The following is a 25,154-nucleotide window of genomic DNA, read 5'->3' as shown; positions in this document are numbered from 1 at the left end:
TTTCGCAAAAGCCAGAGCAAACCTCTGGCTTTTAAACAGCCTAACCGTAGCTGCGTGCAGCTTGATATGCGGCGCGAGCTTGCACTTTTTCAAGATAAGCCTTGATATTGACATGCGCTGTGAGCAAACCGACTTTGTCTGCGATTTCTAGCATCACCGTCATCATAATATCGGCGGCGGTAAAGTCGTTGCCTGCGAAATAGCTTTGCTTGGCGAGTGTGGTATCTATATAAGAAAAGTCGACATTGACTTCTTTAGCAATGTAACCATCCATTGGTTTATCGCCTGTACGCTGCTCCATCTTCATCATCAAAGATGCGATCACCGGCAGTGCCAATGATCCCTCAGCAAAGTGCAACCATTCTTGATATTGATAGTACTCAGGAGTCCCCGCACTTGGTCGCAAACTACTGTCTTCTGCCTTATCTAGCAGATATTCCATGATGGCTCCAGACTCACATAAGACTAGGCTATCATCGACCAACACGGGGGCTTTTCCAAGCGGATGCACCTGTTTTAGGCTTTCGGGTGCAAGACGCGTTTCAGAGTTTCGCTCGTGCTCCACAAGGTCATAAGGCATGTCGAGTTCATGTAAAAGCCAAAGTACTCTTGTCGAGCGTGATTCGTTTAAGTGGTGAACAGTTAACATCTAATTTTTCCTGATAAATCTAATTATACGAGTTCGTCTGGACCTAAGCGCACGACAAGTTTGCCGAAGTTTTTACCTTCCAATAAGCCAATAAATGCCTCCACTGTGTTATCCATCCCCTCGACTAAGTGCTCTTTGTACTTAATCTTGCCCGCGTTTAACCATGGCAGCATCGCTTCACTGAACTCGTTGTATCTATGTCCATAATCGTCGAATACAATAAAGCCTTGCATTTTCACTCGCTTAATCAGCAGTGTCGCCATCAGCATCGACATACGATCAGGTCCCGATGGCAACTCAGTGGCATTATATTGAGAGATCAACCCACAAAGTGGAACCCGAGCACTTGAGTTAAGCAATGGCATAACTGCATCGAACACCTTGCCACCCACATTTTCAAAATAGACGTCAATTCCCGATGGGCATGCCTGCGCTAACTGCTCAGCGAGATCATCCTTGCGGTGATCAAGACAGGCATCAAAGCCAAGCGCCTCGGTAGCGTAACTGCATTTTTCGGCGCCACCAGCAATGCCTATTACTCTACAGCCTTGCAGTTTTGCTATTTGTCCAACAAGGCTGCCTACAGCACCGGTTGCTGCGGCAACGACTACCGTTTCTCCAGCTTTTGGCTGACCGATATCCATCAGTCCCATGTAAGCGGTAAGGCCTGGCATCCCTAACACGCCCAAGCTATATGATGGGTTAGGTAGATTGTTGTCTAACTTAAGTAAGCCAGTGCCATCCGAGACGCTATAGTCTTGCCAGCCACTCATCGCGAGTACCCAGTCACCTTTGGTAAATTTAGGGTTATTTGACGCTTCAACTCGGCATACTGTGCCACCTATCATCGCTTCACCAATAGCAACCGGCTCAGCATAAGATTTTGCATCGCTCATACGGCCACGCATGTATGGATCTAACGACAAAAAGACGGTACGAAGGAGCACTTCACCCTCTTTTGGCGTTGGGATCTGTGCTTCTTCATAATTGAAATTTTCTTGCGTTGGTGCACCATGTGGGCGTGACGCCAAGGTAATGCGACGATTCGTTTGTGCGTTTTGAGCTTGGTTTATTGCGTTACTCATGATTTATTCCTTTTAATAAGCAGGTTACAGCTGGTTTAGGTACGTCAGCATTTTCTCAGCGACAAGTTCAGAGCTTGCTGGATTCTGCCCTGTAAAAATTAAGCCATCTCTAACAGCAAACACATTCCAATCATCGACTTTCTGGAAATCAGCACCTCGTTTAACCAGCTCATCTTCTAATAAAAATGGCACAACATCAGTCAGCCCAACTGCCGCCTCTTCACTATTCGTAAAGCCAGACACCACTTTGCCTTTTACCAGATACTCACCCGACGTGGTTTTTACATCCATCAGCACAGCGGTTGCATGGCATACCGTACCAACCGGTTTATCTGCAGCTAAAAAGGCGCTTATCAATTGGATTGAATTGGTATCTGTTGCTACATCCCATAATGGTCCGTGACCGCCAGGATAAAACACAGCGTCAAAATCTGCCGCATTCACCTCTGCTAGTGGCAGCGTATTTGCCACCAGTTCCTGCGTTTTTTGATCATCAAAATAGCGTTTAGTACTGTCGGTTTGGAAATCAGGCTGTTCACTTTTTGGGTCAATTGGCGGCTGACCACCTTTTGGTGAAGCAAGCGTTACTTCTACCCCTGCATCTACAAAGGCATAGTAAGGTGCGGCAAACTCTTCAATCCAAAACCCTGTTTTCTCACCTGTGTTGCCAAGTTCTGCATGTGACGTTAGCACCATTAAAATCTTCTTTGCTGCCATCAAAGTTACCTCTCATTCTTTCTTAAAACTTCAGGCTATTTAGCCTGCGGATAAATATAAAAGTATGAGCTTAAGACAAGTTAAACAATGCAGACAAAAGCTAACTCTTTGTTCAAACAATTGATACAATCAATTTATCTCAGCCAGTGGAGTAATGCGTGGACATTTCGTTTGAGCAACTTAAAAGCATGGTCGTTTTTGCCCAAGTTATTGAGCAAGGCACCTTAAGCGGCGCCGCCAGGCATTTAAACTTGTCTCGTGCAGTGGTGAGTTATCATGTCAAAAAACTGGAGTCACAGTTAGGCATAAAATTGCTCAATCGCTCGACCCGTACCATTTCACTTACAGAGGCAGGCCGCGAATATTATCAGCGCTGCCGTGTGATTGCAGAGCAAGCCTTTGCTGCAAACCAGCAAATTGAGAATTTAAAGAAAGAACCAATCGGTCTAATAAAGCTTACCTGCCCTGTGAATGTTGGCCTGCAAACCATAGTGCCTGCACTCAATGAATTTAGAGCTATGTATCCAAAAATTCAGCTCGATATCATGCTTACAGATGAAGTCGTCAATATCATCAAAGAAGGGATTGATCTGGCCATTCGAGGCGCCCCACTTCCCGATTCAGGTTTGCAAGCCAGTAAACTTTCAGTGCTAAAAACCTGTCTGTGCGCATCGCCCGACTATTTGCAAAAGTATGGTGTCCCCAAACACCCTACCGATCTCTACCAGCATCAATGGGTGATTTACAAGCTGACATCGGGGGCGCTCACATTGAGTAAAGGGGCTCGAGCTTATAGCATCACGATGAAAGGCGATATAAGCACCAACAATGCTGCCGCTCGCACCGCTTTTGTTGAGGGAGGTCACGGTCTTGGACGAATTCCGACTTACGATGCGTTACCAAAAATACAGGCCGGTACCTTGGTTCCCGTATTAGAAGATTACACACTGCCAGACATACATGTTTATGGCGTTTTCCCAGAAGGCAATGCTAACTCTAAAAAAGTGCGACTACTGCTCGATTTTCTAAAAGGGTATTTTCAGCGCCAATTGGTTGAAGCGTAAGCCTCAACCAATTGCATATTTAGCCTAGTAACTTTCAGCGGGTTTAAGTCCGTAGCGCTTTCCCAATTTGATAAGTCTGGGCTCTGCTACGCTTGGTTTTACCGTCAATACTTGGATAGGTAAATCATCTCCAACCTGCAACTTGTCATAAAAATCTTTGTTATCCAGAATAAACTCACCTTCACGACTGCCCTGAAATTGATAGCTGTACTCAACGAAATAGAAAGTCTCCTGATGCTCCACTTCTCGGTCATACTCGTCCCGGTGAACATACGTATTAGATTCAATTCTTTTGTTAGTAATGGTGCCGAAAAGGTGTTTACCAAACTCTTTCGTCAATTCTTTTTCGTAGTAGTAGCGAATACTTGATGGCAGGGAAAAAGCGTACATTCCAAGAGGTATCAAGATAAATATAGCGCCAAAAATAACAGCCCCAATACCTGCACCGTATTGCTCAGTTACCCCAATGTAAATAATGAATCCACCAACAATATAAAACGGAATGCCAACGGAGATAAAACCCAAATGCTTACCAATTGCAGCAAACAAAAACTTCAGCTTTGTAGAGAGTGATAACGATTTTTCCTTGGTCATAACAGACTATGCTCCTTGCATAAGATTTATACTGCCACGATAATAAAATATTTAGCCCTTTTGGTCGAGCAGTACCTCAGCTGCAGGATGAGATACTAATGTAAAGTGACCACACAATGATGAATAGGGATATGCAAGGAGGCTTTCATGAAATATTTAGCACTTGTAGCAACGCTAGGCATAAGTAATTTAGCGGCTGCACAAGGCGAAGTAGTAGCAGAGTGGCAACTGGGGCAATACGCTGTATCCATTGGTGAAAAATGTGTTATTACCGTTTCAACCCCTGCTTCGAAGGAGATAATAACAAACGGTTTCAATAACGATAAAGCCTGCAAAGTCGCCTATCTAGCCCAAACCAACATTCCCAACGCTTATGTGATAGGCGGTGGACATATTCTTATCGTCGAACAGCAAACTATCCAACAAAAGAGCTGCAGACGTGTATCAAAGGCACTTTATTTACCGACCGATGGTCATGCCGCATTGAGCACCACTCAAATAGAAAGCGGCAACTGCGACGGCCATATAGAGCCAAACGGAGCGATGTATTTAATTTCAGCTCTGCAAAACCCAATTTAAAAGACCTGCAGCGTTTAAGGTTTAGTAGACGCTTTAAGCGTTGCCCTAACCGACGAGACAAGCCGACGACTGACGGGAACACTTGCTCCATTGGTTAATTTCAAGTTGCTTTGATTATTATCACTTTCTAATGACACCACTTCATTTAGATTAGTTAAATAAGAGCGATGTGTTTTTACAAAAATAGAGGGCAAAGTAAGTTCGAGTTGTTTTAATGAGCCTGTAAACAGCTTCTGCGTGGTGTCTTTCATATGCAGCTCAACGTAGTCCCCTGCGGCTTTGCAAAACGCAATATCCGTGAGCACAACATAGTCAGTTTTGCCTGCAATACTGACTTCCAGCTTAGAAGGAGACTGAAGTTGTTTGTTCTGCGCGAGTTTAAACTCAAGCTTGGCGATATGAGCTTGATCACTACTCAATTGTACTTGCTGAGCACGATACTCTTTAGCTTGACGAATAAAAAGGTAGACTAGCAAGACGGCAATGATCACAAAGTGAGTAATTTCGTGGAAGCTTGATGCAACAAAGAGTACGGTTGCAGCCACCAATAACTGCACCACAAACCAAACCGCTAAATTATTGTTTTTGGCGCGTCGCCAACAATAGCCTAGCTGAACTAAGCTAACGAGTAATGGCACAAAGACTCCGGCAGTGGTTTTAGAGTCAAAGCCTGGCGCAAAAATAATAACAATAAGCGTGACAATAGTACCAATATAAATCCAGTGAAGCGCGTGCTTTTTTGCAACTTTTAAGGAGCTATATACAAGCAACAAAGTGCCAAATAAAAACGACAACGCCGTCACGGTCAACAGTCGAATATCATGCCACACATAGCCATAGTCAACTAACCCTCGCGATATTTCAGCACTGAGCTGCATTGCCGCGAGCAGGCACAGTGCGGCAAATATCCGAACGCTTGTATTGCCATAACGACCAAAGCTCAGACTTATAAAGTACAACGCGCCCAACAAAAAGGCACCAACCAAAATCAGGCCCAAGCCACTAAATGATTGAATATACTGCTTAGGATCGCCAAATTGCCCTAGCCCAACAAAATGAATTGGGTATCCTAATGAAATAAGGCTATGCTGTGCAGACAGACCAAACACCAGTTGATTGCTTTTCTTTATAAGTGAGTCTGGCAAATAAAATACGCTGTCCATTTTGCCTATTTGCTCAGTTTTATCTACGGCAGGAAAACCGCTGCTCCCCACCTTACTACCATTTAAAAAGACTTCGCTTGATGTTTTAGCAAATAAATACAACCCTACGGGCCTTGGTATTGAGGCTAATTTCGCTCGCTCAAATTCGATTAACACCCAAACAGCCTTATTTTGCGGATCAACCTCAGATAACTTCGCTCGGTGACATTGCGGCTCAGTAAACTGTGGAATTTCTTTTGGCGAGACTGACCATGGGCAAACCGTCACGGCTTGATCATAAGAAAATGACAACAAAGGTTGACTGGCATAAGCCTTACCTAGAGCGCCCGAGCAACACACAGCCATCACTAAATAAAGTACAAGATTAATATTCACACTCTACCGCTTTTCCTTTTACCGTTCGTCGGCCTTTTACTACCGCTGAGCCTAAAAGCCAGTAAATATCGGCCTCTCATAGAAATTCGCTACCCCATTAAGTTGCCATGGTATTCAATAAAAGCAAACTATTAAGGAGTAATACTATGCGATCAACACACACATTAATAGCCGCGTTAAGCTTATTCACTTGCTTATACGTAAACGCTGAGAACGGCGGCGATAAGCAAGTGCTGTACAGCAATGAGCAACAAATCGAGTTTCAAGCCAACAGCGGAGAAACAACGGATGCCATAGCTGGGCACCTCTGGGTGCCTGAAAACAGGAATAACCCCAACAGCAACAAAATTAGAATCAACTATGTGCGCTTTCCTGCAACCGGCAGCAATAAAGGTTCCCCTATCGTGTATTTATCTGGTGGCCCAGGCGGTTCAGGGATCGCGACTGCCAAGTGGCGAAGATTTCCGTTATTTCAAGCGCTAAGAGAGTTTGGTGATGTTATTGCGCTAGACCAAAGAGGCACGGGGCAGTCAGAGCAAGCTGCTCCTTGCGTGTCTAGTGAACACATTGCGCTTAATGCTGTTACCACTGAAGCGCAAATTGCAGACCGTTACCGCAAAGCCGCATTAGAATGCTTTACTCAATGGAAGTCTCAAGATATTGATATATATGGTTATAATACCGCTCAGAACGCGCTAGATATAAACGACTTACGAAAACACCTAAAAGCTGACAAAGTATCACTTTGGGGGATCTCTTACGGCAGCCATCTGGCACTCAGTGCCATAAAAGCAATGCCAGCGTATCTTGACAAAGTAATTATCGCCAGTGCTGAAGGGCTCAATCAGACCGTTAAACTACCTCACCAAACCGATCAATACTTTGAAAGAGTTCAAGGAATTATCAATCAGCAAGCGCTTAAACAACAAGTGTCGGATCTACCCGCTTTGATGCGCCGAGTGCACAGTAAACTTGAGCAACAGCCTATTGCACTTCAAATTACACAAAAAGACGGCTCAAAAACACCCATGTTATTTCAAAAGCATCATATTCAGTCGTTAGCTAGCATGATGATTGCCGATCCTAACCAATATCTTGCCATGCTAATTCATGTTTATTTAGGTTTAGATAACGGCAATACTGAGCTGTTAAAGCATGTTTTGCAGCGTGGAATGTTTACCGATGAGCCCATTACATTCAAATTGATGCCACTGGCGATGGATGTAGCTTCAGGGATCACCGCTAAACGCCTTACAAAAGTGACAAACCAATCGCCAACAGCCTTGCTTGGCGACAAGCTTAACTTTCCAATGCCAACACTTCACTTGATAGATAAAAAACTAGACTTAGGTGATGATTTTAGAACCGCTCCCCTATCCAACATCCCAACTTTATTGTTTACAGGTAGTCTAGACGGTAGAACGTATCCGGAAGAGCAACTTGAAGCTGTGAGAGGACTTACAAATTTGACCCAGATTATGGTGAACAATGCGGGCCACAACCTTTATACAAGCTCACCCTTGGTGCTCGCCAGAATGCAAACATTCTTAAGCGGACAACCCGTCAGCGCAGAAGCAATCCAACTACCGCTACCAAAACTTGCGCTGTCAGCACCTTATACCAATTGAATTAATTCTCCAATCAATTTGAAAGGTGAAATAGCATATTAGCTTCGTTAAAAATTTCTCATTTAGAACAACTAAATAGCAAAATTTTTGCCTTGCTACTAAAGCTGTTTCCCCGCTTCAAAATAGATCATTTACTTAATACAACTGGTATTAACCCCAAAAACGACTCTAAGTGAATTGAAAAAGCAATTCGCTTTGAGCGTGCAATCATCGACAAAGTTGTTGATAGCCCACAAGCTTGAGTATAATTAGGCTTTTGGCCTCTTACATCCATAGCATTATGAAAAAGCTCTCAAAAGTACAAGAAAAACAACAAGCCTTGGTACTAACCATTGCAGACAAACTCGAAGAACAAGCTCGTGCAGAAATTCCCGGCATGGCGCAATGTTGGTTTGATGTGGAATATCACTTGTTCCCCGGCTCATTAATACTCTTTTTCCAATTTGAGAATGAACAAGCATTAGAAGCCGCAAAGCCAGATCTCCTTAAATGGCAAAAGCGTTTAAGCGCTGCCATGCTGAAAAAAGGGGTGATTTTAAAAGATATGCGTAAACATTTAACCTTTACTTTGCTTGGTCCCGAGGATTAAAACTGCCGATAAAATCTAGCCGGACAACTGAACGCTATTCGGCTAGTCGATATTAACAGCTCTCATTCGCCATAGTGTTGACGCCACAATTGATTGCTAAAACGATGATTGGGAATGAGTTCTTGCTTTAAAGCAAAAAATGCTTTTGCATTTGGATTGGATTTTTTCAGCTTATTGACTGCAATCCTCCAGCTCCAAAGGTTCTTATCGATTGCAAATTCCATATTGCGTTATTTTCAAGTAAGCTGCTAAAGCTCCTTATAAATCTCAAAAAAGAGGAAAGTACGTTGGATAAGAGAATTGAACCTGAGCTTCCCAGTATTACGCCAGATTTAGATCAGGTTGAAGCCTATAAAAACTCCACCACCCAAGCGAGCCATAAAACCTCAGCACCAAAAGAAAGTACCAAACAAACAAGCCAACCCGCCAAAGGTATGGGGATGATGAATTGGTTGGGTGCAATCTCGATTATTGCGTTGGCTGCTGCGGCGTTTGCGCTCTACCAACAAACCTTAACAACCCAGGCACAATTACTCGAGTCAACAAATCGCATTGCCGAGCTTGAACATACCCTCACCGCCACAGATGAAGAGATGGACTTGTCCGCGGGTGCAATGCAAGCAAAATTGAACACACTAACCGAGCGCACAGACGAGCTTTGGTCACAGATGGATAAACTATGGGCGTCAGCGTGGCGAAGAAACCAATCAGACATCAAAAAGCTCGAAGAGCAAGCAAGTAATAACGCTAAAAACCAGACCAGTACGACTACCAAAGTAGAAACACTATCGCAGAGTCAAACAGAGCTTGCTTTAAAACTATCGCTATTAGAAGAACAACAGCAAGCCGCTAGTGTGCTAAAAAATCAAATTGCAGCCATTAATGGCGATGTTGATCAGTTAAAGTCTCAAGCGCAAAGCAGAGACTCTAAACAGATAGAGATCGGCGCAAGCCTTACCCAAATAGAGATGACACAAACCGCACTGGCAGAAAAATTAGAGCGTTTGGAGCGTAAATTGGCAGCAGCCCCCACAACTCAAACGCAACCAAAAGCGAATTAATCCGCCATTATCAATGGTACATTAGCAATATGAGTTGGTAGCGAACTCGCGCAACCAACTCAGCTTTTATTCTCTTCGGCATTCACAAAGTCCCTCGCCAGTTCACAAAATATAACGTAAAATATCCTATTACATTCCTGTATTTATTCGCGCGTAAGCTTTACGCTTAAATCAATACACATTATCTACTCAGGCATACTGTTTTGCCGATTGAGTATTTCTTGCTTGAAGGCAACTATGAAAAAGACATTTGAACTAATTCACCCTAAAATCAAACTTGAAAGACGCGTTGACGCGGTTAAGCATGAGCTTAAAAAATACATAAAGCGCGAGCGCAACAAAACTTTACCAGCGGGCGCTGATTATTGGGATTTTGATTGTAAGTTTGGTAACACAGAAGCTGAAGCCGAGCCGGTGCACCTATCACAACTAAACAAGTTGATTGATAAAACGCAAACTGAAAACCTCACTTCCTTTTATGTTGAGATTTTAGCAAAGCCAGGCTATAGAAAATCAAACGATTTATCTGACGATGAGTTAGAAGACTACTAAGCTCAACTTCTGTAGGTCGGGCTTTAGCTCGACAACATCTGCCCTTCCCAAAAACGCAGATTGCTCGTCCCAGCAAAAGCGTAGGTCGAGCTTTAGCTAGACAGCATCACCAGCTTTAGCTCGACAACATCACCAGCTCTCCCCCAGCAATACCAACTGGCACAAAATCACGCGCATGATACAATCGCTCGTCGAATTTTTGGTGGCGCTACTGCCGGTATAGTGAGAATTAAAAAGTATGAGCGAGTCATTTGTAGCAATCGGATTAGTAAACCCTAAATCACCAACCAATGTGGGTGGCGTATTACGGGCCGCAGGTTGTTATGATGCGCAAGCCATCTACTTTAGCGGCAATCGTTACGCAAGGGCTGCAAAATATCATACGGATACAAAAAACGTTGCCGACAACATTCCCATCAAACAAGTTGATGATTTCATCAGTTTAAAAGTAGCAGGCCGTGCACTTGTCTGCGTTGAGCTGGTAGAGGGCGCAACCCCACTGCCACAGTTTGCTCACCCCGACAACGCGTTATACATTTTTGGTCCTGAAGATGGCAGCCTGCCACAAGAAATCGTGGATGCCGCTGATGCCGTGGTGTATGTACCAACCACAGGCTGCATGAACTTAGCCGCGACAGTCAACGTGTTGTTATACGACCGTATGGCAAAACGCTCAACGGGATTTGATGTTAGTCAGATACTCACCAGCCGTGATATCAATAACCGCCTAACAGTTGGATAAGTTTTTGCTTTAAGCATCTTTTTATTTTTGACTAACCCGCTCTTTGTCCGGGTAGTGATTTGCATTTTTTAGGCTTTGTAAGTCATCAAAACATACTCCGTGCTGAGCCATAACTGGGCGTACTTTTTTACTTATCAATTGCCGAATATAAAACGGTTGATTAGGTACAAAGTGATGGATCGTGTGCGTACGGCCAAAATCAAAACAAAATAACTGAAACGGTAAAAACCAGCGACTGGTAATCACATGGGTCTGCTCTAACACATTACTCACGCCGCCATAGTAATGCATTGAAGATGTGACGAGGTTTAAAGATGCTGAGCGGATCATATTAGGCACAATCAGCACCACCATTAAGAACTCAGCAACCGCTAGTAACTCTGCTCCCCACCTAGGTAATTCAAATGGTTGTATAAATTGCAGTACGTAATAAGTAATCACACCATATAAAGTCGCAAAATAAGCCGTGGCAAGCGGAAAACCAGCATTAAAGACCTGCAAAAACTTAAAACCCTTGATTTCTCGACTAAACCGCTTGGCATTCAATAATAAACCTAGCAATCCATCTGTAACCACCACAGCTCGCAACCAAGGAGATTGGATACCATTACCCACCAAGCGCTCCTCTAAGTCTTGTTCAGTACCAGACACTTTATGGTGATGTAAATGAATTTGCCTGCGATACCAAGGGTTCACCGTATTTGGCCGCATTAGCCACACCGTCAACATCATAAAATGATATACAAATGGGCGGTCACTAAAATACTGCTTGTGGATCAAATCGTGCTCAAGTTCATGAGAAATAGAGGTAATAAAAGCCGCCAAGATAATACACAGCCATGCAGGAATAACGGCAAAATAGTAAAGCAAGGCAACGCCAATTAGCGCACTTAACGACAACAGCAAAATCACCATAGCAATACCGTTTTGCTGATTTAAAATAGGATAACGCGTTCGAAGCGACTGCTCTTCAGCTTGGATAGCAGTCACTATCGCTTTGATATTCTGCCTCGCCGTTAATGTTGGCATAGATAACTTAATTCACCTTTTGATATCAAGATCATAACGAAAACTCCTACTACCGTAGCAGCGGCTTTACGCCGCGACAACTTTAAAACAGCAACGCAACGAAACACCCAAACTCCGCGCTTCTATTGACTATCGTCCATCTCATATTGTCGTAGCAGCGGCTTTACGCCGCGACAACTTTAAAACAGCAACGCAACGAAACACCCAAACTCCGCGCTTCTATTGACTATAGTCCATCTCACATTGTCGTAGCAGCGGCTTTACGCCGCGACAACTTTAAAACAGCAACGCAACACCTAAACTCCGCGCTTCTATTGACTATCGTCCATCTCACATTGTCGTAGCAGCGGCTTTAAGCCGCGACAACTTTAAAACAGCAACGCAACGAAACACCCAAACTCCGCGCTTCTATTGACTATCGTCCATCTCATATTGTCGTAGCAGCGGCTTTACGCCGGGACAACTCTAAAACAGCAACGCGACACCCAAACTCCGCGCTTCTATTGATTATCGTCCATCTCATATTGTCGTAGCAGCGGCTTTATGCCGCGACAGTTTTTCAAACATCGATACAAAGCAATACCTAAACTCTACACTTCTATTGATTATCGTCCATCTCGTATTGCTTCAAAATGGCCAACATGCTCTCTGGAATTGGCGATTTTTTCCCTGTTTTCATATTAAACATCACCACATTCGCATACCCCGTTGTGCATACTGCTTGTTGCGATTCGCTAAACGCCTCATAGCGCATGGTAAAGCGTTCTTCTTTGATATCAGTGATATATGAACCAATATGCAAGGTATCTGGAAACGTAACTGGTCGTTTATATTGCGCGTACGTATCACGTAAAACCGGACTATGGGTAGGTTCTGATAACACAGAAAGTAAGCCCGTTTGAGTCAAAAAATCGATTCGCGCGGTTTCAAAATAGCGAAAATACGACACGTTATTCACATGCCCCAACGCATCCATTTCTCCCCACACCACATTCACTTTGGTGGTGATTGCAAACTTTTCTAAAAATTCCTGCATGATGTTGCCTTTAATTTTGTCTATTGAACTCGAGAGTAACAACTCATCGTACCAGCAACAAGGTTAACGAGATAGTTTAAGGCAACTTGTCAAAACAAAGAAAGCAAAGCCAGCATTTCGCAGTGCAACCTTACGCCCCCCGTAGGTCGCCATTTATGGCGAAAAATAATGCCTCAGCTCCCTTCGTTTTCAGCGTAGCTTTAGATACAAACACAATTCAAGCGCAATCCCTATCATTCCATCTCACAAAAAATTGACGCCTTTTATAGGATCAACACCTAAGATAAATCACCAATGATTTTTCTCAATACTTTCAATATATAAGCAAACAGCAGAGCAATATTTATAAGCTTGGTTTAAAAAATGCATCTGAAATCAAAATCAGAATTAAACTTAAGCATGTCACCAATATGAACAAAAGCACAAATACAGTTTATGTGTTGAGCGGTTACGCTAAATGCGCCATCACTCAGCAAGGGAAATACAAACCCGGTAACAAACACTCCATCGGCCTGCTAACCACAGACGAAAACTATGAAGATAACATCAATAAACTTGAGGCCTTTATTAAAGATTTAGGTTGGGAGTCTATTACGTTTTGCATGGTCGAAACCGTTAACGACATCAGCACCCTATCCAACGACGTTTTGGTATCCAGTTTTCTTCGAGCTCAGCAAAATGGCCAATCGTTAGTAGTAAACGATCTCCCTATTACCGTCCATTAAGGCGGTAAATGCACACTACAAGGCCTGACTGTAAGCAATGGCGGCAAAAGCACTACGTAACTCTACACCAAGCTGAAGTTGATCGGGTAGGAGCGGCTTCACGCCGCGATCTTTAGATGCTTGCCAGCGGCTACGAACAATTCGTAGCAGCGACTTTATGTCGCGACTTGTTTTTGGAGTCCAACCTGCAACTTTACCTTTTGATAAGCAACTCTACTTTCTATAATGCTTTAAATACACTACGTTGGATGAATCACGATCATCATCTGAAGTAACTTCGTTCACATCCCCAAGGCACTCACTTTTAACCAAAGCCTGGCAATAAGCCAGTAACTTATTTATCGGAATAACCTTCTCTTTACGCTTAGTTTCTTTGTTTGTTATTCGTTTTACGGACGTATTTAGGTAAATCGCTAATTCAGTCGCTTGATGGGCTGATAACTGGGATGCACCTTGCTCTCTTAAAATTTGTTCAACCCAAATCCCTGCATCGCAAATATGCCCATTTATACTTAAATCAGTATTTTTAACCCACTCAACGTTAAATGTTATGTCTGATAACTCACTCAATAACAAGGCTATTTCACTTCTAGGCATTCTTCCATTCGCGCTTTGATAGCTCTCCAATGTTTCTGCCAACATTACCTGCCACTCCATAGTGAGTAACTTAGTTAACTCACCAAGAGTTAGTCGTACAGTAACTGGTATAAAGAAGACAAAGCGACTATTGGCTTCACAAACAATAATGGTCTTTTCATATGACTTGTATCGATTATCAATCACATGAGCTTGCCAGCACATAGCTGTGCTATCTGATTTCAGTGTATTAACCCCCGCCTGTTTACCTTCACGCGTTGGTAATCTCGGCAGATCGGTTTTAAGCCATTTATTTAATGCATTGCTGGCAGAGAATAGTAACTTCATCAGACTTTCGTTTCCGGTTTAGGGTGTTTTACCGCCATTTCTGAACTACTGAGGTAAGGAACCTTACCTGAAGGCACTATATTAGCAGCCGCCTCCAAATGCACGTCTTGATCATCAAAAAATATGTGAGGATTAAAGGCTTTTAATACTTTATCTTTACTTACCCCACCTAAAAAGAACGCTTCATCAACATAAACACCCCACTCCCGCAGCGTTTTGATTACGCGCATTTCTGATGGGCTATTTCTGGCAGTAACAATAGCGATCCGTATGGGCGAATACTCAACTCTTATCGGAAGTCTGTCTTGCAGTTTTGACAATTTTCTTAATAAATTGGCATACGGCCCGTCTTGCATGGGAATATCTTGTTTTTCATCTTCTTGAGCATGAAAAGCTGCCATGCCTTGAGTTTTATACACCAGCTCACTTTCGTCAGAAAATAATACTGCATCACCATCAAAAGCAATTCTTACCTGACCTTCAGGTATTTTAGGAGCATTTATTGGCGGATTTTTTAAAACAGCCGCGGCGCACTGGGTTGAATCAATAACTCGCTGCGCATCATCAATATTAGTGGTAAGAAACAAATCTACGTCGAAGGCGTCAAGATAGTCTGCAACTGACTCACCTGCGGTAAACGCTGAGCGCGTAATATTGAGTTTATCGTGGCGAATAGTATTAAGTACCTGTAAACCAGTATCAGGGCTATTGCGCGACATAACCACCACTTCAACAAGCGGCGATCTATCATCTGCGTCTTGGTATTTATTTAGAGCAAGCAAGGCTTTAATTAAGTAATAACCCGTACCCGGTTTTAGCGGTTCGTCTTCATGCTTCAGCATATAATCCCGATACGCTTCAATCGCTGTATCTGGGTCTTCAGCATAGGTTTCGCGAAATATTTTGTCTGATGCACTCATATCAAAAAGTGCCGTTGCTGAAATACCCACCACTAAGGTATTACGTAAATCAAGTGCCATTACCGCCCCTTATTACTCTCTTCATACTGGCCTAAAACCTGTGAACGACTTTGACTATCTGGGTTACTCTTTTTAGGCAACCCCAGCCCCATGCAGCTCGTGTAATAGAACATAAACAACATAGCATATAGGGACTTATTATTGTTGCCTTTCCCACCGCTCTTTAGCCAATGTTTCAAAACGTATAGGGTTGGCTGTCAGCATCTTTGATTGCCAAAGCCTAAGAAGTTAGAAACCCATATGGGGCACCAGCAACACCTTTAACACGCTTCGTAATTCCCAACGGCCAACCAGTCCATTGATTTAATTGATGGTGAGAAGCAAAGGCTACGCAAAATTCAAACTGTGGCTGAATACCTTTATCAAAGTGACTACGGCTCATATTACCATCAAAAGTACAAAACGTAGTGCAGTTAACAGTAACGGACAAGGAGAGGTAGCTTCTTTATGGCTTTGCACTGCAAGGTCACAGCTTACCTATTCTAACACTTTACTTTAGCCATTTGAGATAACATCGAATGGCTAAGAACCTTGATCATTTACCCTAAGATTTAAATAGGGAAGGATTGATGTACAACCCGTCACCTTCCTCTCGAGTTTTGCTTAAATAATTTTAATCTGATATAAAATTCTATAACTATATGAAAATCAAGGATCAAAGTACCTACTTTAGAACCTTAAAAAGAGGGAGTAAAATGGAGTTTATTATTGGGTTATTTGTAATTTATTTAATTTACAAGATATTTAAGGGTAAGAGCAATTCTAGGTCGGCTCCGCAAAACCAGCCCTCCAAGAGCACTCCCCTGTCTTTCTCTGAAAAAGCAAAAGTCCCTGAAAATAGAACCTCATCCCCCAGTATTGCTGTAGGATCTTCCAGCATAAGTGTATCCAGTACATCTAATCATACTTATTTAGACGATGATGATGACTTTGCTACTTTTACTATTCATACAAGCTTTGGTCGAGAACCAGAAAAAACAACTAACAAACAAAAAGGTCGGTGGATAAGTGAAGATGAACAACTTTCTGTTAATGGAAGACAGTTAACAAAAGGCTTTTTCTACTTTGGTGGAGTAATGAATTCACTAGATGGGTACGGTATAGAGCCATCTCTAGTGGATGATAAACGCCCGGCTTTAAGTCCCTCGGTAGATTCAGATATATACACTGATGAATCCTTAGGGTACTGGCCAACTTACGCATCTTTATCTAAAGGCTGTAGAGGCGCTTACCTAGATTGGCTCGCCTCTGATCGCTCAAACCCCAATACGCCAATTGGTTATGTCTTCATCTATTTCTACGGGTTTGAGAGAAGAGTCATTGAAAACAAATCCAATAATCAAATAACTGATGAGGAGTACATAGCAATATTTGAAGAAGTGTTGCGTCTCAATAGCGTTTTCAACGCGAATCGTTCGTTCAGAGGATACTCTGCTAATTTCCTCGAACTAATGGCACTTCAAAGACCCATCTTACTTGAAGATAGGCTGGCAGATATACCTGAAACTAATAATGCATTGTCATTTAAAGTTAACCTTGCAACAACTATAGCCAATGGAAACCCTGTAACAGCTCCCTTAGCTTTAGAGTGGCTAAAAAATACATTCGAGTATTCCCTAAAAACCCCCGCCCGTAGATGTGAAGAAGAGTTTAGCCAGCTTTTCCAAATTAGATTTTCTGACAAGTTTGGCGAAGGAATTTCCGTAAAACCCAATAAAACTAAACTGCGACTTTCATACCATGCGGCAAGTAATGGTGTGCATGGGGTTGATTTGGAGTTGGGTGACTTACCAGATCCAAGTATTCTCAAAGGCCCAATTAAAAAGCTCATTCCAATTGCCGAACAATGTACGGAAGAGTTGAACAGCTATAGCCGTTACTTAGGAAAAGCTGATACCTCAAGGAGTGATATTGCAGCGTTAATGTTATTACCTAAAGAACTAGCAAACGAAGCAAATTCACCAGTTATAGAAACATTTAAGTCTTGGGCAAATCAGATAATTAGTTCAAATGATGGACTAACCACTGTCAAGGATTTCTGGACCCATACAGGTACACCTCTCCCTAAGGCGTTTAACAAAAAAGAAAATGAACTAGTCGCTAACTTGGCTGCTAAGGCTGAAATAGGTATTGCGCCAGACCAACGTTTTCACCATGCAAAATTGAAAATCGATGACAATATTGTGCTCTTCTCACCGGGCCATGGAGAGTTTTTTGAGCCAAGCTCGGCATTCAACCAAGTAAGTTTAGCAATTAGGTTAGGGGCAATGGTCGCAACGATAGACGGTACTGTAGATCAGCATGAGAAAATCGCCTTGCAAACGTTGATAAACCACGATGACAAACTCTCACCTTCTGAAAAGAACTCGTTAAATGCATATTTAACTTGGCGTCTAAATGCCCCTGTAAATAATACCGGCTTGAAAGCTAGGATTGAAAAACTCGGCATTCCACAGGTGGAATTCTTGAAAAGATTCATGCTTTCCATTGCTCTTGCTGATGGAAAAATCGATGCTTCTGAAATTAAGCAAATTGAAAAGTTATATACCTCGTTAGGCTTAGATAAATCACTCGTTACAAGTGACATTCATGCGTTTGCCTCCAGTAAACAACTTATTTCTGCCACATCTAAAGACGCTTCAATTGATAAAAGTACCTTTCAGTTGGATGAAGGTATTCTGGCTATGCATGAAAGTGACACCAACGATGCAAAGAGTATGCTGGAGAGTATATTTGCCGTTGATGAAGAAGCTGAACTGGGAGTGAGCCCCACAGCTGATGTCAATGAAGAAGGCTTAGATAGCCCTTACAAAGAACTTTTTGAAACTTTGATAGCTAAAGAGTCGTGGCCACGTAAAGAAGTTCATGAGCTGTGCAGCAAACTAAACATAATGGTTGATGGCGCATTAGAAACTATTAATGACTGGGCTTATGACAAAGTCGATGCGCCAGTTCTAGATGACGATGGTGATATCTATGTCGATCTAGAAATCGTAGAAGAATTGAAGGGATAAACAATGGTTGCAAAAAGAATACGAGCTAAAGAAAGGGATGCAATTATCCAATCTCTGAAGTCAGGTGTGACCCCTAAGATTGGAATCCAGCATATCCAAGTTGGTCGAGTAAATGAATTAAAAGCTCTGATCCAAGACATTGATCGGATCTCAGATGGAGGTTCAGCTTTCAGGCTCATTATCGGCGATTATGGTTCTGGTAAAACATTCTTTTTAAGTGTTGTACGTGCTATTGCTCTAGAGAATAAGCTTGTAACCGTCAATGCAGACTTATCTCCTGATAGACGTATTCATGCATCGGCTGGTCAAGCTAGAAACCTTTACTCTGAGCTAATGCGTAACATGGCGACTCGCAACAAACCTGATGGTAATGCTTTAACCAGTGTAGTTGAGAAGTTCATTACAGAAGCAATGAAAGAAGCTGATACTTCAGGAAAAAGTATAAATTCAATTATCCATGAAAAATTAGCATCACTTTCTGAACTCGTTGGCGGTTATGATTTTGCTAAAGTTATTGAGGCTTATTGGATAGGTCATGAGAAAGATGATGAGATATTAAAAGCTAACGCCATAAAATGGTTACGAGCAGAGTATTCAACTAAAACCGATGCCCGAAATGACCTAGGAGTTCGAACAATTATTTCGGATACATCTTTTTATGATGCGCTGAAATTAATGAGTTTATTTGTCAGACAAGCTGGCTACCAAGGGCTTCTAGTTAACTTAGACGAGATGGTTAATCTGTATAAGTTGAACAACACCACAGCGAGAACTTCTAACTATGAACAGATACTCCGAATTCTAAACGATTGCTTGCAAGGAAGCGCTGAGCATTTGGGGTTCCTTCTCGGCGGAACCCCTGAGTTTCTGCTAGATCCACGTAAAGGCTTGTATAGCTATGAAGCACTACAATCTAGATTGGCAGATAACAGTTTTGCTAAACAAGCGGGCGTGATTGATTATTCGTCACCGGCACTACACCTCGCTAGCTTAACCCCTGAAGAACTTTATATTTTGCTTAAAAACTTGCGCCATGTTTATGCTGAAGGTGATGAAGCGAAGTACTTGGTTCCAGACGAATCTCTCAAAGCGTTCTTACAGCATTGCAGCCAAACTATAGGGGATGCGTATTTTAGAACGCCACGTAACACCATTAAAGCATTTTTAGACATGCTCGCGGTAATCGACCAAAACCCGCAAATTGCGTGGCATAGTCTGATCTCATCAGTAGCAATTAATGAAGATAAGCCTTCCGATGTTGAACTCGAAACAGAGGACAATGAAGATGGATTTGCTGACTTCAAACTATGATTGATGAACATGAAAAATTAGACCATCGGATTCAGCGCTGGATATTCAAACAAGGCTGGACTGGCTTACGAGAAATACAATGCCTTGCTATTGAACCTATATTGTCTGAAAAGACAGATGTACTGATCAGCGCTTCAACCGCAGCAGGAAAGACAGAAGCATTTTTCTTGCCTGCGCTTAGCACTATCGCACATCAAGAAACGGGTGTAGGGATCCTTTACGTTAGCCCTCTAAAAGCCCTTATAAATGACCAAGATAGGCGCTTAGAAAGTCTGTCTGACCTGTTAGAAATACCGGTTACTCCCTGGCATGGTGATAGCTCACAGGGCCGAAAGAAGAAATTAAAAGCATCGCCATCTGGTGTCGTGTTAATAACACCTGAGTCATTGGAGTCATTACTCATCAGAGACTCAGGCTGGATAAAAACTGCATTCTCTAATTTGAAATATATCGTTATTGACGAGTTTCATGCCTTTATTGGTTCTGAGCGCGGCCATCACTTACTCTCTTTACTTCATAGACTTGAACACCTTCTCGGAAGACTAGAAACACCAATCCCGAGAGTCGCTTTGAGTGCTACGCTTGGTGAGTTAGAGAAAGTACCTCTATCACTTCGCCCTAATCGCTCTTTACCTTGCAAGATCATCAAAGATACACATTCGACATCCACCTTGAAGGTTCAGGTAAAGGGGTATGTCAACCCTGCTAACTTAGAAGCTGAGTCTTCCAATGATGCCGAATATACGATCTGCCAAGATTTATTTAAATTTTGTCGAGGCGGAAATCACCTTGTGTTTGCAAATAGTAGAAGCCGTACAGAAAGCATTGCGGCTACATTATCTGACTTCTGTGAAGAGAAAATTGTACCGAATGAATTTTTTCCTCACCATGGTTCGCTATCTAAAGATCTTCGAGAAAGCTTAGAAAAGCGATTGCAACAGGAGCATTATCCTACCACAGCGATTTGCACAATGACTCTTGAACTAGGCATTGATATCGGCAAGGTAAACTCAGTAATTCAAGTAACAGCCCCCCATTCTATTTCAAGTTTACGTCAAAGAATGGGACGTTCAGGAAGACGCGGTGGAGCCTCAATATTGCGAATGCTCATCGCTGAAGCTGAATTGACAAAAGACTCTAGCGTCATCGACAAGCTGAGATTGGAGCTTATTCAATCTCTGGCCATGATCAGACTTCTTATCGGCAGTAAATGGTATGAACCAGCTGATACATCACTTTACCACTTCTCAACACTCCTTCACCAAGTACTTGCAGTTACTGCACAATGGGGAGGAATTAGAGCCGAGCAATTATTTAGTTTGCTCTGTAAAGATGGCCCTTTTCAAAACGTTAATGTTGAAAACTTCAAAGCACTACTTGTCCACATGGGCAAAACAGAACTCATAACTCAGTTAGGAAGTGGTGAATTGGTGCTTGGCCTTTTGGGAGAAAAGCTGACAAGCCATTACTCGTTCTATGCTGTTTTCAAAACGCCTGAAGAGTTTCGGATTGTATGTGGAACAAAATCACTCGGAACGCTGCCTGTAGATTCATTGATATTGGAAGGTCAGCATATTGTTTTCGGTGGAAAGCGTTGGAAAGTAAACGACATAGATAGCGAAAAGAAAGTTATTTATGTGGTGCATGCAAAAGGTGGCAAGCCGCCTAAATTTGGTGGTGCTGGCTTGAACATACATGATGTTGTCCGGCAAGAGATGTTTCAAATATTAAAAGACGGTGACTACAGAATTTCTGTGGGGGATCAGAAAGTCGACTTCGCTGATACAGCTGCACGAGAACTGTTTGGAGAGAGCGTACGATATTTCGAAAATGCAAAGCTCTCTAGAGAACCACTGCTCCAGGTTGGCAATACTACTTATATATTCCCATGGCTTGGCGACAAAGTGGTAAATACAATTGTCGCCTTGCTAATCCAACATGGGTTTGAAGCTGGAGCATATGCAGGAGTCATAGAAGTAGAAAAAGCGTCATTTGAAAGTGTTCGCTCAACATTGCTCAAACTTGCTTCAACTGAACTCCCAACAGAAACAGAACTAGCACAACAAGTACAGGAAAAACGTATCGAGAAGTTCGATGAGTTCTTGCCGGAAAGTATTCTATTCATAGGGTATGGAGCAAAAGCGTTTGATATAAAAAATGCAAAAAGTTTTTTTAAGAGTTTAGCTTTCAGTGTTAATGAGCAAATTGCTACCCGCCAAAAAGTTTAGTGAATCAACAAGAAATTTCTGAAACCTAACTCTTTTATTACTTATGGTCAGATCCACATTTAGTAATATTCTAGTTTTTTGGGGGTCATTCAAGACATCATCACGACCTAATGCCTCCAACATATTTACTCTATCGTATAAGTTCTTAAATTCTCTTTTTACTTCTGACTTGTTATAAACCCCGTCAAGCTTGAACATCGATGAGTTTGCTCTCAATTGTTCATTTATATCATTTACTATTACTTCTATCTCTGTATATTCAAATTCACGCCCCAAAGGGAATTCAAAGTCAAATAGTGCCTCATTTGGCAATAGATCTCTAGCTGGATTAAAGTAACCAGTCATATCATTATTTCTTTTATATCGACTATTGCACCTTTCTCCCGCTGGAACAAAGTTATAAAGTGATAAAGCTAAAAATGGAAATTTAGATTTAGGAAAGTAATGATCTATAGCTGCTCTGAAGTTTTGAAATGATTCTATAGGCTCTTCTGCACAATAAGGACAATAGTGCAAATTTATTTCCCTAATAATTTCAAGTCCAAAATGCCCTATAATGTAGTCATAATTGAATGAGGAAGAAAAACCTTCTAGCCAATCTGGAAACTTTCTCTTTAAAGAATCATCAGCCTTAATATCACCATTTATTATTTTATCTAATCTCGTAAGTTTCTTTTTTATTTCAGATGCGCTAGTTGCGACTTCCAACTCCTCTAGAACTTCACTAAGCAAGATTGATTCATTATTTCCAACAAAATAATTTATCTCTTCTATAACACCTTCTTTAATCAAATTTAGGTTTCTTTTACCGTCGTTAGTCCTTAAATTTAAATGGGCGCACTGTGTATTGGGATTGAAATCTCTAAAAAAATATTTAGGGTTAAATCGCTCAGCAATAATAGGAACATTGTCAAATATTTCTCTGAATGCAAGCTCTAAACTCTGTACTTCTGACGATAAAAGCCTTTGAAGACTTACATCACAAAAATAACTTTCAAGGTTATCTCTCAATTCACCTTCGAGCGTCTCAAAAACTTCATTTAAATTTGAACGTACGTACTGCTTGCAGAAATCAGAGTATCGTTGCACTAGATCATCAGAATATAAGGCATCCAAATTTATCATTCTTCAACTCCTAACATTCTCCTAATATTTGAGTTTTTTATTTTACTTATCAGCCTTTTGTCAAATGCTGTTTGACATCCATTTACTTTATTCTTCATGATCCTATCAATATGAAACTTTGAGTGGCTACCAAAAGTTGAGCTTAAATGCATTCCATCCATGTACAATTGTAAAATCTGAGTTCCAAACCCAAATGACTCGCCAATTTTTGGAGGTTCGTTCTCCTCCCTGTAAATAGAAATAATATCTTCGGGTAAAAAGTCACCTATGATTATGGGTGAATGTGATGTGAGAACTAACTGAACACTGCCCTTTGGGAATTCAGCTTTTAAGAAGCCTAAAGTATCTGCTAAAAACTCTCTTTGCCAATCAGGATGCAGATACAGATCAGCTTCATCCATAACAATCAAATGACTTTCCAAAGATGAGCGTTTTTCATCGTTAATATAATAATAGAGCTCAGCGAATAAATTTAACTTTGCAAATTCTCCTGTACTAAAACCTTTCCAGCCATAATGAAAATTAGTGACAATATTACTAGGGAGCTTAGTTATTAACATCATCAAATCAATCACAAGCTCTGCTTGATAAGTAATAAACCTATCTTTATCTTTCACTTCAATATATCTTTGGTATTCAGTAATTACGTCTGAGATATCTTGTATAATACTTACAACATTATGAATCCGCTTAGATATTATCAATGCATCAGCTTCAGAAAGTACTTCCTGAGATGAATATTCGTACAAGCTGCTGCCAATTAAAATCTCTTTAATATTATCTAGTTGTAAAACATCCAACCGTCCTTTCACGAAGCCGCATAAAAGCTTCACAAACATAAAATCTTGTAATTTAGATTTGAAACCGGAGTATTTAGTTGCGTATCGAAGAATAGATAGGAGATTTAAACGAAACAACTCTGGAAATGGGGATATACTATTGTCGAAGATTGTATCAGATATAAAACCACGTCGAGTTTTAACCATATTTTTTAAATCTTTTACAGTCTCTGAGTCGATAGAAAATTCATCTTGAGCATTATCTCTACTGATAAGATTTTTCAGGTAAGTAACAGAAGACGATTTAAAGAAAAATTCAAACTCTACCTTTATATTTTTTTCGTTAGCCATCCAAGAGCTATGTGAGAAAAACTTCATAAGCCTTGAAATTCTCTGAGCTACTTTCGTAGGAGAACCTGATTTGTACTTTGCTAATGATAAGTCATGTGAAAAAACATTCTTTCTTACTTTTTTTGAGATAGAGTTGGATTCACCACTGAATAAGTTGTTGGATTTAACCAGTCTTACTTTATTATAATTTAGAAAATTTCTATAGTTATTATTCACTTTAACCGTATATTCAGATTCAACATCTATTGAATCCACATCAAAGTTTATAGGGCAAAGATGGAAACTACTCTCTTTAACGTTCTGCCAGACAAAGAATCCTGAGGAATCTGTTTCACCGTAACAAGATTCTATAAAATCGAGTAAAGTGCTCTTCCCAGTCCCATTTTTACCAACAATTGCAGAGCTTTTTATACCTTCATAATATTCAAAGTCACTTTCTAAGCTATTTATACTCAACTTATTATTTTCATAATATATCTGTTCATCATTTGAGAAACTCACACCAATGCTTTCAAGTACATTATGACGCTCAACAAAAACATAAACTAATTTCATCATTATTCTTATTTAACCTAAGTCTACATTACAGATATATTTATCTAATCCTACTTTGTAGCGATAAGAAGTTTTTAGTACTCAATGTATACTTTTTAAATTTAAACACTCTACAAATTCATTCATCAAGAGTACAAAAACTTCTCCAATGCTGCAATTGCATCATTCTTCACCCTTCTCTCTCAAAAAAAAGGCGAACCATTTCTGGTTCGCCTTCTATACTTAGTTAGTTTCCAACTTCAATTGCAGTTTCCAACTTCGATTACGTGGTTTCCAACTTCAATTGTCGTTATCAAACC

General features: G+C 41.3%; 23 protein-coding genes. 11 read left to right on the top strand and 12 right to left on the bottom strand.

Annotated elements, in window-relative coordinates; all coding sequences use genetic code 11:
- Positions 1–40 precede the first annotated feature (40 nt).
- From ABMY45_RS17475 to ABMY45_RS17465, 3 genes are read right to left on the bottom strand one after another with little or no spacing between them, the layout of a single operon-like run.
- Positions 41–649, bottom strand: a complete 609-nt coding sequence (locus ABMY45_RS17475) for a glutathione S-transferase family protein (protein WP_237116811.1) — start codon at positions 647–649, stop codon at positions 41–43.
- Between the two features lie 23 nt (positions 650–672).
- Positions 673–1,734 (bottom strand): NADP-dependent oxidoreductase, encoded by a 1,062-nt coding sequence (locus ABMY45_RS17470; protein ID WP_349289251.1) that lies wholly within the window; start codon positions 1,732–1,734, stop codon positions 673–675.
- A 24-nt stretch (positions 1,735–1,758) separates the two neighbouring features.
- Positions 1,759–2,451, bottom strand: coding sequence for a type 1 glutamine amidotransferase domain-containing protein (locus ABMY45_RS17465; protein WP_349289250.1), 693 nt, complete (start codon positions 2,449–2,451; stop codon positions 1,759–1,761).
- Between the two features lie 158 nt (positions 2,452–2,609).
- Here ABMY45_RS17465 and ABMY45_RS17460 point away from each other — a divergent pair, with 158 nt between their 5' ends.
- Positions 2,610–3,515, top strand: coding sequence for a LysR family transcriptional regulator (locus tag ABMY45_RS17460; protein WP_010607291.1), 906 nt, complete (start codon positions 2,610–2,612; stop codon positions 3,513–3,515).
- A 24-nt stretch (positions 3,516–3,539) separates the two neighbouring features.
- Here the strand turns inward: ABMY45_RS17460 and ABMY45_RS17455 are convergent, their stop codons facing one another.
- A complete protein-coding gene (locus tag ABMY45_RS17455) occupies positions 3,540–4,109 on the bottom strand; it encodes a hypothetical protein (RefSeq protein WP_174170816.1) in 570 nt (189 codons plus the stop codon).
- A gap of 147 nt (positions 4,110–4,256) precedes the next feature.
- Here ABMY45_RS17455 and ABMY45_RS17450 point away from each other — a divergent pair, with 147 nt between their 5' ends.
- A complete protein-coding gene (locus tag ABMY45_RS17450; RefSeq protein WP_349289249.1) occupies positions 4,257–4,688 on the top strand; it encodes a hypothetical protein in 432 nt (143 codons plus the stop codon).
- A gap of 14 nt (positions 4,689–4,702) precedes the next feature.
- Here the strand turns inward: ABMY45_RS17450 and ABMY45_RS17445 are convergent, their stop codons facing one another.
- Complete coding sequence (locus tag ABMY45_RS17445; RefSeq protein ID WP_349289248.1) at positions 4,703–6,226, bottom strand: LytTR family DNA-binding domain-containing protein; 1,524 nt, start codon at positions 6,224–6,226, stop codon at positions 4,703–4,705.
- A gap of 146 nt (positions 6,227–6,372) precedes the next feature.
- Here ABMY45_RS17445 and ABMY45_RS17440 point away from each other — a divergent pair, with 146 nt between their 5' ends.
- Both ABMY45_RS17440 and ABMY45_RS17435 read left to right on the top strand, forming a co-directional pair.
- Entirely contained in the window at positions 6,373–7,854 is a 1,482-nt protein-coding gene (locus tag ABMY45_RS17440; RefSeq protein ID WP_349289247.1) for an alpha/beta hydrolase, read from the top strand.
- Positions 7,855–8,134: 280 nt separating this feature from the next.
- Complete coding sequence (locus ABMY45_RS17435) at positions 8,135–8,443, top strand: hypothetical protein (RefSeq protein ID WP_010607296.1); 309 nt, start codon at positions 8,135–8,137, stop codon at positions 8,441–8,443.
- A gap of 62 nt (positions 8,444–8,505) precedes the next feature.
- On the opposite strand, the gene ABMY45_RS17430 is transcribed toward ABMY45_RS17435, so the two are convergent.
- A complete protein-coding gene (locus tag ABMY45_RS17430; protein WP_158299106.1) occupies positions 8,506–8,667 on the bottom strand; it encodes a hypothetical protein in 162 nt (53 codons plus the stop codon).
- 63 nt (positions 8,668–8,730) lie between these two features.
- Here ABMY45_RS17430 and ABMY45_RS17425 point away from each other — a divergent pair, with 63 nt between their 5' ends.
- The 3 genes from ABMY45_RS17425 to ABMY45_RS17415 all read left to right on the top strand — a co-directional run bounded on the left by ABMY45_RS17425 (position 8,731) and on the right by ABMY45_RS17415 (position 10,798).
- A complete protein-coding gene (locus ABMY45_RS17425; RefSeq protein ID WP_349289246.1) occupies positions 8,731–9,504 on the top strand; it encodes a hypothetical protein in 774 nt (257 codons plus the stop codon).
- A 237-nt stretch (positions 9,505–9,741) separates the two neighbouring features.
- The gene (locus ABMY45_RS17420; RefSeq protein ID WP_349289245.1) at positions 9,742–10,056 is read left to right on the top strand and encodes a DUF6172 family protein; all 315 of its coding nucleotides are present in this window, start codon (positions 9,742–9,744) and stop codon (positions 10,054–10,056) included.
- Between the two features lie 238 nt (positions 10,057–10,294).
- On the top strand, positions 10,295–10,798 hold the full coding sequence (locus ABMY45_RS17415) for an RNA methyltransferase (protein ID WP_266071457.1): 504 nt from the start codon (positions 10,295–10,297) through the stop codon (positions 10,796–10,798).
- A gap of 21 nt (positions 10,799–10,819) precedes the next feature.
- Here ABMY45_RS17415 and ABMY45_RS17410 read toward each other — a convergent pair whose 3' ends face one another.
- Positions 10,820–11,827, bottom strand: a complete 1,008-nt coding sequence (locus ABMY45_RS17410; protein WP_349289244.1) for a fatty acid desaturase — start codon at positions 11,825–11,827, stop codon at positions 10,820–10,822.
- Between the two features lie 598 nt (positions 11,828–12,425).
- Positions 12,426–12,863: a thioesterase family protein gene (locus ABMY45_RS17405; RefSeq protein WP_349289243.1), complete on the bottom strand. Its 438-nt coding sequence runs from the start codon at positions 12,861–12,863 to the stop codon at positions 12,426–12,428.
- A gap of 410 nt (positions 12,864–13,273) precedes the next feature.
- Here ABMY45_RS17405 and ABMY45_RS17400 point away from each other — a divergent pair, with 410 nt between their 5' ends.
- The gene (locus ABMY45_RS17400) at positions 13,274–13,588 is read left to right on the top strand and encodes a hypothetical protein (RefSeq protein WP_010607301.1); all 315 of its coding nucleotides are present in this window, start codon (positions 13,274–13,276) and stop codon (positions 13,586–13,588) included.
- Between the two features lie 213 nt (positions 13,589–13,801).
- Here ABMY45_RS17400 and ABMY45_RS17395 read toward each other — a convergent pair whose 3' ends face one another.
- Together ABMY45_RS17395 and ABMY45_RS17390 are read right to left on the bottom strand one after the other, a co-directional pair.
- Positions 13,802–14,512 (bottom strand): amino acid adenylation, encoded by a 711-nt coding sequence (locus tag ABMY45_RS17395; RefSeq protein WP_349289242.1) that lies wholly within the window; start codon positions 14,510–14,512, stop codon positions 13,802–13,804.
- Positions 14,512–15,492, bottom strand: a complete 981-nt coding sequence (locus ABMY45_RS17390) for a 5'-nucleotidase (protein WP_349289241.1) — start codon at positions 15,490–15,492, stop codon at positions 14,512–14,514. The genes ABMY45_RS17395 and ABMY45_RS17390 overlap by 1 nt, the downstream gene beginning before the upstream one ends.
- A 695-nt stretch (positions 15,493–16,187) precedes the next feature.
- Between ABMY45_RS17390 and ABMY45_RS17385 the strand changes: the two genes are divergently transcribed.
- From ABMY45_RS17385 to ABMY45_RS17375, 3 genes are read left to right on the top strand one after another with little or no spacing between them, the layout of a single operon-like run.
- Positions 16,188–18,506 carry a TerB N-terminal domain-containing protein gene (locus ABMY45_RS17385; RefSeq protein ID WP_349289240.1) on the top strand — a complete coding sequence of 773 codons (2,319 nt, stop codon included), beginning with the start codon at positions 16,188–16,190 and terminating at the stop codon, positions 18,504–18,506.
- Between the two features lie 3 nt (positions 18,507–18,509).
- Positions 18,510–19,817 carry an ATP-binding protein gene (locus tag ABMY45_RS17380; RefSeq protein ID WP_269408919.1) on the top strand — a complete coding sequence of 436 codons (1,308 nt, stop codon included), beginning with the start codon at positions 18,510–18,512 and terminating at the stop codon, positions 19,815–19,817.
- On the top strand, positions 19,814–22,045 hold the full coding sequence (locus ABMY45_RS17375) for a DEAD/DEAH box helicase (RefSeq protein WP_349289239.1): 2,232 nt from the start codon (positions 19,814–19,816) through the stop codon (positions 22,043–22,045). The genes ABMY45_RS17380 and ABMY45_RS17375 overlap by 4 nt, the downstream gene beginning before the upstream one ends.
- Here ABMY45_RS17375 and ABMY45_RS17370 read toward each other — a convergent pair.
- Positions 21,998–23,170, bottom strand: coding sequence for a hypothetical protein (locus ABMY45_RS17370; RefSeq protein WP_349289238.1), 1,173 nt, complete (start codon positions 23,168–23,170; stop codon positions 21,998–22,000). The genes ABMY45_RS17375 and ABMY45_RS17370 overlap by 48 nt on opposite strands.
- Positions 23,167–24,858 (bottom strand): AAA family ATPase, encoded by a 1,692-nt coding sequence (locus ABMY45_RS17365; protein WP_349289237.1) that lies wholly within the window; start codon positions 24,856–24,858, stop codon positions 23,167–23,169. Before ABMY45_RS17365 ends, ABMY45_RS17370 begins: the two co-directional genes overlap by 4 nt.
- Between the last annotated feature and the right edge of the window lie 296 nt (positions 24,859–25,154).

This window comes from Pseudoalteromonas sp. XMcav11-Q (assembly GCF_040104525.1).
In the GTDB taxonomy this organism is placed as follows: domain Bacteria; phylum Pseudomonadota; class Gammaproteobacteria; order Enterobacterales; family Alteromonadaceae; genus Pseudoalteromonas.
This window is presented reverse-complemented; position numbering and strand designations above follow the sequence as displayed.